Annotated in this window: 13 protein-coding genes; 3 read left to right on the top strand and 10 right to left on the bottom strand. The window is 67.4% G+C overall.

What is annotated here, in order from left to right; translation table 11 throughout:
* Window positions 1-8: 8 nt before the first annotated feature.
* The 3 genes from V9K84_RS26760 to V9K84_RS26750 are packed head-to-tail and all read right to left on the bottom strand — an operon-like array spanning window position 9 to window position 3,893.
* Window positions 9-209: a DUF1656 domain-containing protein gene (locus V9K84_RS26760; protein ID WP_043860978.1), complete on the bottom strand. Its 201-nt coding sequence runs from the start codon at window positions 207-209 to the stop codon at window positions 9-11.
* A complete protein-coding gene (locus V9K84_RS26755; protein WP_054914863.1) occupies window positions 199-2,385 on the bottom strand; it encodes an FUSC family protein in 2,187 nt (728 codons plus the stop codon). Before V9K84_RS26755 ends, V9K84_RS26760 begins: the two co-directional genes overlap by 11 nt.
* Window positions 2,382-3,893, bottom strand: coding sequence for an efflux transporter outer membrane subunit (locus V9K84_RS26750; protein ID WP_043860976.1), 1,512 nt, complete (start codon window positions 3,891-3,893; stop codon window positions 2,382-2,384). The genes V9K84_RS26755 and V9K84_RS26750 overlap by 4 nt, the downstream gene beginning before the upstream one ends.
* Before the next feature lie 186 nt (window positions 3,894-4,079).
* On the opposite strand from V9K84_RS26750, the gene V9K84_RS26745 reads away from it, so the two are divergent.
* Both V9K84_RS26745 and V9K84_RS26740 read left to right on the top strand, forming a co-directional pair.
* Entirely contained in the window at window positions 4,080-5,027 is a 948-nt protein-coding gene (locus V9K84_RS26745) for a LysR family transcriptional regulator (RefSeq protein WP_043860975.1), read from the top strand.
* Between the two features lie 73 nt (window positions 5,028-5,100).
* On the top strand, window positions 5,101-6,072 hold the full coding sequence (locus V9K84_RS26740) for a D-glycerate dehydrogenase (protein WP_058540854.1): 972 nt from the start codon (window positions 5,101-5,103) through the stop codon (window positions 6,070-6,072).
* Between the two features lie 37 nt (window positions 6,073-6,109).
* Here the strand turns inward: V9K84_RS26740 and V9K84_RS26735 are convergent, their stop codons facing one another.
* Window positions 6,110-7,024 carry a DMT family transporter gene (locus tag V9K84_RS26735; RefSeq protein WP_054914866.1) on the bottom strand — a complete coding sequence of 305 codons (915 nt, stop codon included), beginning with the start codon at window positions 7,022-7,024 and terminating at the stop codon, window positions 6,110-6,112.
* A gap of 136 nt (window positions 7,025-7,160) precedes the next feature.
* Here V9K84_RS26735 and V9K84_RS26730 point away from each other — a divergent pair, with 136 nt between their 5' ends.
* A complete protein-coding gene (locus V9K84_RS26730) occupies window positions 7,161-8,036 on the top strand; it encodes an AraC family transcriptional regulator (protein ID WP_043859711.1) in 876 nt (291 codons plus the stop codon).
* Window positions 8,037-8,111: 75 nt separating this feature from the next.
* On the opposite strand, the gene V9K84_RS26725 is transcribed toward V9K84_RS26730, so the two are convergent.
* The 6 genes from V9K84_RS26725 to V9K84_RS26700 form a co-directional block, all read right to left on the bottom strand.
* Entirely contained in the window at window positions 8,112-10,526 is a 2,415-nt protein-coding gene (locus V9K84_RS26725) for a TonB-dependent receptor (RefSeq protein WP_088515591.1), read from the bottom strand.
* A 103-nt stretch (window positions 10,527-10,629) separates the two neighbouring features.
* On the bottom strand, window positions 10,630-11,610 hold the full coding sequence (locus V9K84_RS26720; RefSeq protein WP_088515555.1) for a FecR domain-containing protein: 981 nt from the start codon (window positions 11,608-11,610) through the stop codon (window positions 10,630-10,632).
* Window positions 11,607-12,170, bottom strand: a complete 564-nt coding sequence (locus tag V9K84_RS26715; RefSeq protein WP_088515556.1) for an RNA polymerase sigma factor — start codon at window positions 12,168-12,170, stop codon at window positions 11,607-11,609. Before V9K84_RS26715 ends, V9K84_RS26720 begins: the two co-directional genes overlap by 4 nt.
* A 4-nt stretch (window positions 12,171-12,174) precedes the next feature.
* A complete protein-coding gene (locus V9K84_RS26710; protein WP_043859708.1) occupies window positions 12,175-12,501 on the bottom strand; it encodes a DUF3325 domain-containing protein in 327 nt (108 codons plus the stop codon).
* Window positions 12,501-14,078, bottom strand: a complete 1,578-nt coding sequence (locus tag V9K84_RS26705) for a PepSY-associated TM helix domain-containing protein (protein ID WP_088515557.1) — start codon at window positions 14,076-14,078, stop codon at window positions 12,501-12,503. Before V9K84_RS26705 ends, V9K84_RS26710 begins: the two co-directional genes overlap by 1 nt.
* Window positions 14,075-14,380 (bottom strand): DUF3649 domain-containing protein, encoded by a 306-nt coding sequence (locus tag V9K84_RS26700; protein ID WP_043859706.1) that lies wholly within the window; start codon window positions 14,378-14,380, stop codon window positions 14,075-14,077. Before V9K84_RS26700 ends, V9K84_RS26705 begins: the two co-directional genes overlap by 4 nt.
* Window positions 14,381-14,506 lie beyond the last annotated feature (126 nt).

Here is a 14,506-nt window from a genome sequence, read left to right as displayed (position 1 = left end):
CTAGGGTCTCAACGGTAGACGGTCAGCGCCATGGCGCCAAAGAGGCAAATGAACAGGCACAGGCGCAGCAGCGCCGGGTGCCAGAAAAAACGGTAGCCGTCATGCCCGGCAATGAACCGGTCCAGCCCCCAGGCAAGCCCTGCGGCGAACAGGAACATCAAGGTCATGGTCGGCATGTACAGGCCGTGGAAGGCGATTTCACGGGGCATCGGGCAGTCCTTGCGTCGCGGGCAGGTGGGCCAGCGGCGATTGTGGGTCGAGCAGCGAGGTACGGATGAAGTGCAGGTAGCTCTGCACCCGGCGCAGGGCCGAGGTGTCGAAGTGCCGGGCAAAAGGTTCGTCGGTGGCCTGCACGCGGCTGATCGCATGGTCCACTGCCACCAGCGCACGCTCGTGGTTGCTGGCGGTGGGCTGCAGGAACAGCCGCGCCAGCGCCCGGCCCATCACGCGGATGGCCTGGCGCCAGGGCTGGGACTCGGCATAGCAGGGGTGCACCGGGAGTATCGCCTGTTCCTTGCGCAGCTCGATGATCGCGTGGCCCACCTCCAGCACCACGAACATCCAGCGCAGCAGCTTGCTCTGCACCTGGGGCTGGCCCACGGCCAGGCCATAGGCCTGGTGCAGCAGGTCACGGGTGCGGCTCTCGAACGCCGAGCCCAGCCCGCGCAGGCGCCCGCTGATGGCGAACAGCACCTGGCCGCGCAGGTCCTGCTCCAGGCGGCTCCACAGCCAGCGGCTGTTGGGCGGCAGGATGATCGCCCCGGCCGCCGCGCACACCAGCATGCCGATGACCATGGCGATGTAGTCGTTGACGAAGGTGTAGGGGTTGTACACGGTGAGGTTGTCGGGCACCGAGCCGGTCGAGAAGAAGATCAGCAGGCCCAGGCCATAACCGGCGTAGGCCGGGCGCGAGGCCAGGAACGCGCCCACCACGAACACCGGCGCCAGCACCATGCACAGCAGCGGGAAGCCGTCGATCCAGGGGAACACGAAGAAGGTTTCGAAGAACCCCACCAGCGCGCCGAACAGGGTGCCGCAGGCCATCTGGAACGACATGCGCTTGGGGTTGGGGGTGGCCGCCGACAGGCCCACGGTGGCCGCCGCGATCAGGGTCATCATGGCCCCGCTGGGCCACGCCGTGGCCAGCCAGAAGCTGCCCAGCACCAGCAGGATGAACGCGGCCCGCACGCCGGCGGCCAGCGACACCAGCCAGTTGGTCTGGGCCACGTAGGGTTCGTCCCATTGCTCACGGGCGTGGCTGTGCTCGGCCAGCGAGGCGTGGGTCTGGGCATAGCTGTGCAGGTCGTCGACGAAGCGGTACAGCAGTTCGTAGGCGGTGTGAAAGTCGAGCAGGTCGGCGTCGCTGGGCGCGGTGTCGAGGTAGGCGGCGCGCAGGCTGCGTACCCGCTCGGGCAGGTCGTCCTTGTAGGCGGCCAGTTGCTCGGCCAGGCGCGCGGCATCGGCGTGGGTCAGCGAGCGCCCGGCATAGCCGTCGAGCAGGTTGGCCAGGGCATCGAGGCCCGGCTCGATGGCCGTGACGATCTGCAGCGGGCCGCGCTGGCGCAGGCGCTCGAGCAGTTGGTGCAGGGCGTTGAAGCGCGTGGTGATGGCCATGAACTCGCTGTTCATGCGGCCCAGGCGGCCGTTGCGCCGGCGCATGTGCGGGTCTTCGAAGGCGGTCACGCTGCGCAGGCTTTCCAGGCCCACCGCCTCGGCGATGAAGCGCACGTTGCTGCTTTCGAAACGGTCGCGCTGGCTGTCGCCGCGCAGGCCTTCGGCGACGAAGCCGGCGAACACGCCAAAGCGCTGGTACAGGGCGTTGCGCATCGAGGCACTGGCCGACTGCGGCAGGATCGCGGCGCTGACCAGGGTCGACACCAGGATGCCCAGGGAGATCTCCAGCACCCGCCACACTGCCGCCATGAATGCACCGTCGGGGTGCTGCAGGGCCGGCAGGCCGACCATGGCCGCGGTGTAGCCGGCCAGCACGAAGCCATAGGCGCGAAAGTTGCGGTAGCGCATCGCCCCCGCCGAGCAGATGCCCACCCAGATCGCCAGGCTGGGCAGGAACAGCTCGGTGTTCTGCGGGAAGATCGCGATCAGCGCGACCATCACCGACGAACCGGCCAGGGTGCCGAGCAGGCGGTAGAAGCTCTTGGCGAACACGTGGCCGCTCTGCAGCTGCATCACGATGAACACGGTGATCATCGCGGTGCGCGGCTGCGGCAGCTCCAGGCGCATGGCCAGCCACAGGGTGAGAAACGCCGCGCTCAGCACCTTGAAGATGTACACCCAGGTGACGCCGTCGCTACGCGCCCATTCGAAGAAGCCGCGACGCCATTCAAGTGATGCCAGCCAGCGAAACGGCAGGGTCATGGCGCTCATTTGTCGAACACCGCCAGGGTGCGCGGGGTGGCCGGTGCGGCCTGCTTATCCGGCGTCGGCACATCGTTGCCGGCGCCCAGCCCACCGCCCAGGGCGGTGACCAGTTCGGCATGCGCGGTCAGGCGCGCGGCCTGCACCTGCTGCTGGATCTGCTGCTGGCGAAACAGCAGGGTCTGCGCATTGAGCACGTTGAGGTAGTCGGTGAGGCCGCGCTGGAACGCGATCATGGCGATGTCGTAGGTCTTCTGCGCCGAGGCCACCGACTCGGCGGCAAAGTGCTGCTGCTCGTCCATCGAGTGGCGGCGGATCAACTGGTCGGACACCCCCTTGAGGGCCTCGACCACGGTCTGGTTGTAGCGCGCCACGGCGATGTCGTAGCCGGCCGAGGCCACGCCCAGTTGCGAGCGCAGGCGGCCACCATCGAACACCGGCAGGCTGATGGCCGGGCCGACGTTGTAGTTGAACTTGCGCCCGGTGAGAAACTCCAGCGCACCGCCGCCGGTGGCCATGAAGCCGAGCCCGCCGACCAGGTCGACGTTGGGGAAGAAGCCGGCATGCGCCACATCGATACCGCGCGCCTGGGCCGCCACCTGCCAGCGGCTGGCAACCACGTCGGGACGCTGCCCCACCAGCTCGGCAGGCAGCGCCGACGGCAGCTTGAGTGCGGTGGCCAACGAGAGATTCGGCCGCTGCAACTGCGCGCCCTCGCCCGGGCCCTTGCCGGCCAGCGCGGCCAGCTGGTTGCGCGCCAGGGCGATTTCTTCATCGAGGCTGTCGAGCTGGCGATGGGTTTCGGGCAGCGGCGTCTGCGCCTGGCTGACCTCGAAATGGGTACCGATGCCGCCGGCCAGGCGCCGTTCGGCCAGGGCCAGGATCTGCTCCTGCTGGGCCAGCTCGGCCTTGACGATGTCGCGCTGGGCAAAGTGCAGCGACAGCTGGATGTACACCTTGACGATGTTGTTCTGCAGTTCGAGCTGCGCCTGGCGCGCCTGGGCCACGCTCATGTGGGCCATGTCCACGGCCTGCTCGCTGGCATTGCGCTCGCGGCCCCACAGGTCCAGCGCATAGCTCAGGCCCAGGGTGGCATTGTTGTCCCAGGTGTTGGCACCGGACAGCGCGCCGGGGCCATAGAACTGGTCTTCGGGCCAGTTGTGGCGCTTGAGGCTGGACTGGCCGTTGACCTGCAGTTTTTCGTCGGCCTCGATCACCCCGGCCATGGCCCTGGCTTCACGCACGCGGGCAGCGGCCATGGCCATGGTCGGGCTGCCCTGGAGCGCCAGGGCGATCCAGCGCGCCAGTTGCGGGTCGCCATAGGCTTGCCACCATTGCTGGTCGGGCCAGTGGGCATCCTGCGCGGCTGCTCGGATGGCCGCGTCGGTGGTCAGGGTATTGGCTTGCAGCGTCTTGCTTTGCGGGGCGATGCCCCAGGTTCCGATACAGCCGCTCAAGGTCAAGCTAAAGGCACAGACACTGAGCGCATTCAGCGCTCTGATGATGCGACGCGGCACAGCTGCGAGTTCCCGACTAGAAGGTGGATGACGCTAGGTGACGCAATTCTAGGGGGCCGCCGCACTGGCGATAAGCGTGCTTTACTGCGAATCTTTGTTACGAAAACCGCGATAATCCGGCTTTAGTCTGAAGACTGCTTTGGTTACTTCATGTCACAATTCTGTCGTCTTCCTTGAGAGCGCCCCATGGACACCCTGCAAAACATGCGTGCTTTCAGTTGCGTCGCGCAAGTCGGCAGTTTCACCGCCGCTGCCGTGCAACTGGATACGACCACCGCGAACGTGTCGCGGGCGGTTTCCAATCTTGAAGCGCACCTGCAAACCCGCCTGCTCAACCGCACCACCCGGCGCATCGCACTGACCGAAGCGGGCAAGCGCTACCTGATGCGCTGCGAGCAGATCCTCACCTACGTGGAGGAAGCCGAGGCCGAGGCCAGCGACGCGCATGCGCGCCCGGCCGGGCAACTGAAGGTGCACTCGATGACCGGCGTGGGCCAGCATTTCGTCATCGATGCCATCGCCCGCTACCGCGAAACCCATCCCGACGTGACTTTCGACCTGACCATGGCCAACCGCGTGCCCGACCTGCTGGACGAGGGCTACGACGTGTCCATCGTGCTCGCCAGCGAGCTGCCGGACTCGGGTTTCGTGTCGCAGCGCCTGGGCATCACCTACAGCATCGTGTGCGCCTCGCCCGAATACGTGAAGCGCCACGGCGTGGCGCACAAGCCGGCCGACCTGCTCAAGCACGCCTGCCTGCGCATGGTGAGCCCGGTGATCCCGCTGGAAAAATGGCTGTTCGACGGCCCCGAGGGCCAGGAGGTGGTGAACATCACCCAGGCGCCCTTCCAGGTGAACTCGGCCGATGCCATGAAGGCGGCGATCCGCAGCGGCATGGGCGTGGGCGTGCTGCCGATCTACTCGGCCATCGACGGCCTGCGCGACGGCAGCCTGGTACGGGTGATGCCCGAGTACCGCCTGCAGGAGCTGAACCTGTACGCGATCTACCCCTCGCGCCAGTACCTGGATGCGAAGATCAAGACCTGGGTCGAGTACCTGCGCAACTCGCTGCCGGAGATCCTCGCGGCCCACGAGGCCGACCTCAAGACCCACGAGCTGCTCATCGCCACCTGAAATCTTGCTGCACAGGGGCGGCGGAGAATGATAGCGTGCTACCCATTCTCCCCTGCCCGCAGCGAGTTCGCCGATGAAAAAGACCGTACTGGCCTTCAGCCGCATCACCGCCCCGATGGTCGAGCGTCTGCAGCAAGACTTCAATGTGATCGTGCCCAACCCCAAGCTGGGCGACATCAATGCCCAGTTCAACGAAGCGCTGCCCCAGGCCCACGGCCTGATCGGGGTGGGGCGCAAGCTGGGCGAAGCGCAGTTGCACAACGCTGAGCAACTGCAGGTGGTGTCGAGCGTGTCGGTGGGTTACGACAACTACGACCTGGCCTACTTCAACCAGCGCGGCATCGCCCTGACCAACACCCCTGACGTCCTCACCGAAAGCACCGCCGACCTCGGCTTTGCGCTGATCATGAGCGCGGCGCGGCGGGTGGCCGAGCTGGACGCCTGGACCAAGGCCGGCGAATGGAAAGCCACCGTGGGCCCGGCACACTTTGGCAGCGACGTGCATGGCAAGACGCTGGGCATCGTCGGGCTGGGCAACATCGGCGCGGCGATTGCGCGGCGTGGCCGGTTCGGCTTCAACATGCCGGTGATCTACAGCGGCAACAGCCGCAAGACCGCGCTGGAGCAGGAACTGGGCGCGCAGTACCGCAGCCTGGATCAACTGCTGGCCGAAGCCGACTTCGTGTGCCTGGTGGTGCCGTTGGGGGCCAACACCAGGCACCTGATTGGCGAGCGCGAACTGAAGCTGATGAAGCCCAGTGCGTTTCTGGTCAACGTGTCGCGCGGGCCGGTGGTGGATGAGGCGGCGCTGGTGGCGGCGTTGCAGCAGGGCACGATTCGCGGTGCAGGGCTGGATGTGTACGAGAAAGAGCCGCTGAGCGAGTCGCCGCTGTTCCAGCTGGCCAATGCGGTGACCTTGCCGCATGTGGGCTCGGCCACGGCCGAAACCCGCGAGGCGATGGCCAACCGTGCCATCGACAACCTGCGCGCGGCACTGCTGGGCGAGCGCCCGCGCGACCTGGTGAACCCGCAGGTGTGGAAGTAAGGCTGCCATTCGCCAGCAAGGCGGGCTCCTGCAAGGGTTACGCGGCCCTGGTAGGCGCCGGCCTTGCCGGCGAAGGCGTCACCACCCGCCCCTTCCGGAACACCAGCACATTGCCCAGCATCACCAGCACCAGCCCGCCCAGCGCCGGCGCTGTCCACTGGTACCCCTCGTAGAACGCCGACACGTTCAGCGCCACCAGCGGGAACAGCACCGTGCAGTACGCCGCACGCTCCGGCCCCATGCGCCCCACCAGCGTCAGGTACGCGGTAAAGCCGATCACCGACCCCGGGATCACCAGGTACAGCAGCGACCCCACATACCGCACATTCCATTCCATCGCGAACGGAATGCCGCTGACCACACAGTACAGCGCCAGCATTCCGGCCCCGTAGAGCATGCCCCAGGCATTGGTGGTCATCGGCCGCAAGCCGGCCTTCTGCTGCAGGCTCGAGAGCATGTTGCCCGCCGAGAAACACAGCGTACCCAGCAACGCCAGGCCCAGGCCGATCAGGGTTTCGCGGCTGGCCGCATGCCCGGCCAGCTCCGGCCAGAACAGCAGCCCCAACCCGCCCAGCCCCAGCGCCCCACCCGCCAGCACGTTGGCCGCCACCTGCTGCCCGAAGAACACCCGCGCATTGAGTGCGTTCCACAGCGTGGCGGTGGAGAACACCACCGCGATCAGGCCGCTGGGGATCCACTGGCTGGCCGTCAGAAAGCACATGAAGTTCACGCAGAACAGGCACAGCCCCTGCGCCAGGCAGATCAGGTGCCCTCGCCGGTTCATCACTTGCAGGCGCCGCCCGATCAACAGCACGGCAAACAGCACCAGCGCCGCCAGGGCAAAGCGATAGACGATGGACACCGGGATGGCCACCACCCCCAGTTGCAGTTTCAGGGCGATCCAGGTGGTGCCCCAGATCAGCACGGTCAGCAGGTACAACGACAGGTTCATGGCATGCACTCCTCACGACAGCCTGCAGTGTCCGGCGCGGGGCGCCCCGTGCGCTTGCACAAACTTGCGGTTTTTTGCTGGGCGGGGCTGTCAGGCCCGGTGGCCGCGAGTAGGATGGCCGACAGAGGTAGACCCCATGACGCCGCTGGACCAGTTGCAAGTCTTTCAAGCCATGCACGCCTCGCCCAATGCCCGCCTGGAACACAGTGCGCAGCTCGGCGACGAGCTGGTCGCAGCCCTGTGGAACAACCGCCACGACGCCCGCGATTACGAAGCGCCCAGCCACCACACGCTGTCGTGCTATATCGCCGGCGGCACCGGCACCTTTCGCCGGGATCGCCCCGCCGCCAAGGGCGGGCCCGGCAAGCTGTGCATCCTGCCGGCCGAGCACGCCTCGAACTGGGTGATCAATGGCAGCATCCGCCTGGCGCACCTGTACATCAGCCAGGCGCAGTTCGCCCTGGCCTGCACCCGCCTGCTGGACCGCGAACCGCGCGAGGTGCAACTGCACGAAGCGACCTTCATCGACGACCCGGAGCAGGCGCTGCGCTTTGGCCGGCTGATCGAGCTGAACTGGGACGAGCCCGGCGAGCGCCTGCTGACCAGCAGCCTGGCCCACGAGATTCTCGACCATGCGGTGCTCAACCAGGTGGGGCTGCGTCGGGGGCTGCGCCTGAAGGGCGGGTTGGCGACGCATCAGCGCCGGCACCTGGCCGACTACATCGAGGCGCACCTGGAGCAGGCGATCAGCCTGGGTGAGCTGGCGTTGCTGTGCAACCTGTCGCACTACCACTTTGCACGGATGTTCCGCGCAAGCTTCGGCCTGCCGCCGCACCAGTACCTGCTGGCGCGGCGCCTGGCCCGGGCACGCCAGCTGCTGCGCTGTGGCGACGGGGCGTTGGGCGAGGTGGCATTGGCGTGCGGGTTTGCCAGTGCCAGCCATTTCAGCAATCGCTTCAGGCAGGTGGTGGGGGCCACGCCGGGGGATTATCGGTTGGCCATGCGCCGCTGAGATTCGCCGGCAAGGCCGGCTCCTACAGAGTTTGCGATGCCCTTGTAGGAGCCGGCCTTGCCGGCGAAGAGTCCCTCAGAACTCCAGGGTGCTCGACAGGCTCACCTGCCGCGAATCCCCCACGGCCACGAAGTAACGGTTTACCGCCGAGCTGTAGTAGGTCTTGTCGAACAGGTTCTTCACGTTCATCTGAAAGCGCACCTTGTGCTCATCCAGCCGGGTTTCATAACTGGCGAACGCATCCGCCACGGTGTACGCCGGCAGGTCGAAATCGTTCTCCGCGTTGCCGGCCCGCTCGCCCACATAGCGCGCCCCGGCGCCGACCCGCAGGCGATCACCACCGAACAGGCTGCCCACGTCATACACCGCCGACAACGACCCGGTATGCCGCGCCACGTTCTGCAGGCGGTTGCCCTTGAGCTTGGGGTCCTGGGACACTTGGGCGTCGGTGAAGGCATAGCTGCCGATCAGGCTCCAGCGCTCGCTCACCTGCCCGGTGAGGTCCATCTCCAGGCCGCGCGACTTCACTTCGCCGGCGCTGCTGTACAGGGTGTCGCCGGTGGCCGTGTCGAAATTGGCCACCAGCACGTTCTGCTTGGTGATGTCGAACAACGCCACGCTGCCGGTGATCGCCCCCGGCAGGTCGAGCTTGGCCCCCAGCTCCCACGACTTGCCCTCTTCGGGGGCAATCGAGGAATCCAGCACCAGGCCACCGGTCATCGGCGCGATGCTGGAGTTGGGCTTGAACGACTCGGTGTAGCTGCCATAGAACGACAGCGTGTCGTCGACCTTGTACACCAGCCCCGCACGCGGCACCCAGGCCTGGCCGCTGTTGTCGGTGTTGGCCTTGAACGGCCGGCCGCGACCGGCGTACTGGTCGAACTGCTGATAGCGCGCACCGGCCACCAGAATCCAGTGCTCGTCGAGGTGGATCGAGTCCTGGAAGAACAACGCGTTGCTACGCAGCTTGTCGGTCTGGTCGCTGTCGCTGTCGCGCACGGCGGTGCCGGGCTGGACCTGGCCGTACACCGGGTCCAGGTAATCGAAGGTGTTGCGGGCGCCGCGAATCAGGTCGGCACGAAACACCTTGCGGTACTCGTCATCCACCCCCACCAGCACGTCGTGCTGCATGCCTGCCAGTTGCAGCTTGCCGTCCAGGCTGACGGTGGCGAAGCGGTCGCTGCTCAGGGCGCCACGGGTGCCGTCCAGGTTGCGCGTGAGGGTGCCCTTGGCAGGGTCAACCGCGGTGACGCGCACCTGGCTGGCATCGTAGGTTTCGCGGTTGAAGCTGTAGCCGAAGTGGAGTTTCCAGTCATCGGCAAGCTGATGGTCGACCTCCAGGCGGTACAGGTCCGAGCGCCCTTCCATGTTGTTGAAGGGCTCGTCCAGCCGACGTGTGCTGGGGATGTTCAGCGGGTGGTTGGTGCGCGGGTCGATGGCCGTGCCGCGGTCGAACGGATACAGGAACTCGCGGTGCTCATAGGCCAGCTGCACCTGGGTGTCTTCACCGAACCAGGCCAGCGACGGCGCCACCAGCGTCTCGCGGTGGGTGCCGAAGTTGCGCCAGTAGTCTTCGTCCTCGTGGTCGAGCACCAGGCGGTAGGCGAAGTTGCTGTCGCCCAGCGCGCCGGTACTGTCGAGCCCGCCACCGCTGCCGTTCTTGCCGCTGCCATAGCTGGAACCGCGCAGGTTCAGGGCGTTGTAGCGCTGCAGTTGCGGGCGCTTGCTGACCACGTTGATCACCCCGCCCGGGTCCTGGATGCCGTACAGCAGCGAGGCCGGGCCCTTGAGCACTTCGACCCGCTCGGTGCTGGCATTGAGGCTGCGCCCCTGCACCAGCGGCATGCCGTCACGCATGATCGAGCCGTCGCGGTTGTCGCCGAAGCCGCGCTTCATCACGGTGTCGGCGGTGGCGCCGAAGTTGTTGCCCTGGGTGATGCCGCTGACGTTGCTCAGCGCATCGTCGAGGTTGCGCGGCGCCTGGTCGGCGAGCACCTGGGCCGGCACCACGTTGATGGCCTGGGGGATCTCCAGGTTCGGCACCTGGCTGCGCATGATCGCGCTGGTGGCCGGCGGCTGGTAGCTGCCGACGCTGTCCTGCTGGGACGAGACCGTGGTGGGCTCGAGGTTGAGTGCACCGGCCTGGGCCAGCGGTTCGACGGTGAGGGTGCGCGCATTCACGCGGCGGTAGGTGAAGCCGCTGTTGCCCAGCAGGCGCTGCAGGGCCTGCTCGGCACTGAACGTGCCCGTCAGGGCCGGCGCGGCAAGGCCGGGCAGCTCGACGGTGTAGACCACGCTCAACCCGGTCACCCGGCTGAAGTCGTTGAGCGCCTGGGGCAAGGGTTTGCTGGGCTGGGCAAAGCGGTACACCTGCTCGACCTGCTGCGCCGCCACCGCCTGGCTCACGCCCGCCCCCAGCGGCAGCCACGCTGCCGCCCCAAGCCCGATTGAAACGCAACGCACCAACGATGATTTTGCCCTGAACTTCATGCCGTCGACCTGTGAGTGAACCTGTTTCATGCGAATGAATCGCACTTTCAATCACTACACGGTTGCCGCACGTACTTACCTCACCGGGCCGTGAAAATATTTTTCAGCGCAGCAGCGTGACCCGCCCGAGCAGGGTCTTGCGCTGGAAGCCGGTCACCGCCCCCAGGGCGTCCAGCGCCGCCAGCGGGTCGGCGGCGGGGAAGCTGCCGCTGACCTTGCGCGCCGCCAGGGCGTCGTCCAGCAGCACGATGCGCCCGGGGTAATGCCGGGCCAGGTCGTCGACTACCTGCGCCAGCGGCGCCTGGTAGTAGTTGAGCCAGCCCTGGCGCCAGGCCAGGCGGTTCTCGCTGTCCACGCCCTGCACTGCACCGGCCAGGCCCTGGGCGTACTCCACCTGCTGGCCGGCCGTGAGCACCTGCTGCGACTGCCCCGGCGCCGGCGTGACCCCGACCTTGCCCGATAGCACGGTAACGGTGGTGCCCTGGGGCTGGCGACGCACCTCGAACCGGGTACCCATCACCCGCACCTCGCCGCCATCGGCCTGCACGGTGAACGGCGCACCGGTATGCGTGACCTCGAAGAACACCGCGCCGCGCCGCACCTGCACCCGACGCTGCCCACCGCTGAAGTCCACGTCGATGGCGCTGTCGGCATCCAGCAGCAGGTGTGACTGGTCGGCCAGGGTCACGGCCTTGAGCTCGCCCACCGCGGCCACGTAATCGGCGCCCAGGTCATCGACCCAGTTGGCCGGGTGCCAGCCCGCCCCCATCGCCACGCCCAGCACCACGCTGGCAGCCAGTGCCAACCCGGCCACACGGGCCGGCCAACGGCGCCGAGGCCGGTCCATCGCGCGCAGGTAGGCCTCCAGTGCCGGGGCGTCTTCGGCGGCCAGGCGTGCTGCAGGCGCGGCGGTCTGCTGCCACAGCGCCTGGGCCTGGCGCCAGGCCTGCGGGTGCGCAGGGTCGGCCAGCAACCAGCGCTTGAACGCGGCGCCCTCGGCACGCGCGGGCTGCTGGTTGATCTGGCCGAGCCAGGCAAGCGCGGCCTGCTGCTGTTCGGCGGTAGGTGGGGCTGGAGCGTTCATCGCGGGGCATTCCCTGGCTTGCGGGGCACGGCAGGCTCGGCGGCGATACTCGCCTTGCAGGCCTCGAGGGCACGCATCATATGTTTTTCCACGGCGCTTTGGGACAGGCCCATGGCCCGCGCAATGTCGGCATAGGTGCGGCCGTGGATACGGTTGAGCAGGAAGATCTGGCGGGTGCGCTCGGGCAGCTCGCGCAGGGCAGCCTCGATCCGACGCAGGTCGCTGTCGGCCTCCAGCGCGGCCTCGGGCTCGCTGGCATGGTTGTCTTGATGCGGCGCCAGCAGGCTGTCGTTGACCCGCTCGCGGGCGCCTTGGCTGCGCAGGTGATCGATGGCGATATTGCCGGCGCAGCGCAGCAGGTAGGTGTCCAGCGCCTCGACCTCGACCTGCGGGCGACGCCAGAAGCGCAGGAACAGTTCCTGCACCAGGTCGGCGGCGGTGGCCCGACAGCCCACGCGGCGGCTGACCAGGCGCTCCATGCGCGCACGCTGGGCCACGAACACCTGCACGAAACGTGCGCGGCCCGGGGCGTCGTCGTGGCTGTCGAGCGGCTCGCTCATCGTTTCAGTACGGCGCCAGCAGTGCCAGCGGCGCCAGCACCAGGCTGGCCGCGGCCAGGCCCAGCAGCAGGCGCGGGGCGTAGGGAAGGACGAACACCCACGCGCACAAGCCGCCCATCACTACCGCGCTCAGCTCCACCAGGCCCATGGCCCAGCCGCTGTGACGCACCGCCAGCCCCAGTGCCACGGCGATCAGCAACCAGCCGCCCATGCGCAGACCACGCAGGCGGCGGGGCGTGGGCTTGTGCCCCAGCAGGTCGGTGTAATGGCGCTCCATGGCCAGGCACAACGCCGCTACTGCGGCAAAACCGAACAATGCGATGGCCAGCATCACTGCACCTCGCTTTCGATCAGCGGTGCGGCCCTGGGCGTGCGTGCCGCGCGCTTGGGCGCCAACACCTGCGGGCGAAGCATCTTGCGCGCCATCCAGGCCAGCAGCAGGCCACAGCCCAGCGCCGTGAGGTCGAACCCGGCAATCATCCAGTCGCCCTGGGCGATCGCAGGCAGCAGGCCGGTGCCGGTGGTCAGGGCGTTGAGCACCGGCAAGGCGGCGAACAGTACCGCGCCCAGCAGCAGTTGCTCGCCCCAGGCGCGGCGCCCGGGGCGCAACAGTGCGTGCAGCAGGGCCAGGCCCCAGACGGCAAAGAAGCTGTCGACCTCAAGATCGGCACGTCCTTCAAGGGCCACCGGCAACAGGCGGTTGGCCCAGAAGAACGCCGCCACGGCGAGGATCAGCCCGCTCATGCTGGCGATGTTGAGCACCTCGACCAGACGCAGCTCGAAGGGCTGGGTGCCGCTCTTGGCGTGCTTGAGCTGGCGCTTGCCCAGCCACATCACCAGCCCCGTGCCGATCACGGCAGTGCCGGCCAGGCCGAACACGAAGTACAGCCAGCGCAGCGTCGGGCCGGCGAAGTGGCCCATGTGCAGGCCGTACATGCCGGCGGCAATCACCAACGGTGTGCTCTGCTCGCCCGGGGCCTTGAGCGGGGTACCCTGCACGCCGTCGAACAGCCAGCCGGCGCCGCGGTTCTGGGCGATGCCCTCGTTGCTGGCACGCACCAGGCGCACACGTGCGTTGAGGTCACCGGGGTTCTGCACCTCGACCCAGCTGATCTCGCTGCCGGGCGCCTGCTGGCGCGCCTGGGCATACAGCTGCGCCAGCGGCACCAGCGGTGCCGGGGTGCCCGCCGGCTTGACCGGCTCGTCGCGCGAAAACAGCTCGTTGTAATAGGCCTGGAGGTTGTCGCCATACATCGTGCTGATGCTGGCCGGCATCACCATGGCCATGAAGATCACCAGGCTGCTGTAGCTGATCATCAGGTGGAACGGCAGCACCAGCACGCCGATCGCGTTGTGGCCGTCGAGCCAGGAACGCTGGCCCTTGCCGGGGCGGAAGGTGAAGAACTCCTTGAAGATCTTCTTGTGGGTGATGATGCCGGTGACCAGCCCCACCAGCATCATCAGCGCGCAGAAGGTCGACAGCCAGCGGCCCCACGGGTAGGGCATCTGCAACTGGAAGTGGAAGCGGTAGAAGAACTCGCCGCCGCTGCTGTCGCGCGGGTGCAGTTGATTGCCGGTGGCGGGGTCGAGGATCTTTTCGTTGAAATCGCGCCGGCCAGCGCCGGGTGCACGCCAGCCCACGCGCAGGGTCGGGTCGCGCGCTTCGGGCAACTGGATGAACCAACTGCCGGCATCGGCGGCGTTGGTTTGCAGGTAGCGCTGCGCCAGGCTCAGGCTGGCGGTGGTGTCGAGGGTGCGGTACGGGATCTCCGGCTGGGTCCAGTGGCTGATTTCGCTCTTGAAGTACGACAGCGTGCCGGTGAGGAAGATCGCGAACAGCAGCCAGCCGAAGATCAGCCCGGCCCAGGTGTGCAGCCAGGCCATGGCCTGGCGAAAGCCTTCTTTCATGGGGTTTGCATCCAGTAGGCCAGGCCGTTGATGGCGGCCAGCGCGGCGCCGGGCAGCAGCACCCCGAGCCAGGCATGCCAGGCGCTGCGACAGGCGAAGCACCAGAGGATCGCCACCAGGTAGAACAGAAACGACAGCATCATGCCGGTGACGACCGCGTCGGCCTTGGGCATGGGCAGCAACAAGGTGATGCACACGCTGGCCATGGCCGCCAGCAGGTAACCGCCGAGCAGCGCCGCGAGGCTGCGCGAGGTCACGGCCAGGCGATAACTGAAGGGCAGCCCGGCGGCTTTGCTTTTCATGACAGCGGGTCCAGTGTGAGGAGGGGCGTAATATTAATGATTAATATTCGCAGATGCAAAGACACCGCTTCAACCGGCCATGAAGAAGCAGATCGGTGGTATGGCCGCTTGCAGCGGGTGACTTGA

The organism is Pseudomonas sp. AE27 (assembly GCF_037113495.1).
GTDB lineage: Bacteria > Pseudomonadota > Gammaproteobacteria > Pseudomonadales > Pseudomonadaceae > Aquipseudomonas > Aquipseudomonas palmensis.
This window is presented reverse-complemented; position numbering and strand designations above follow the sequence as displayed.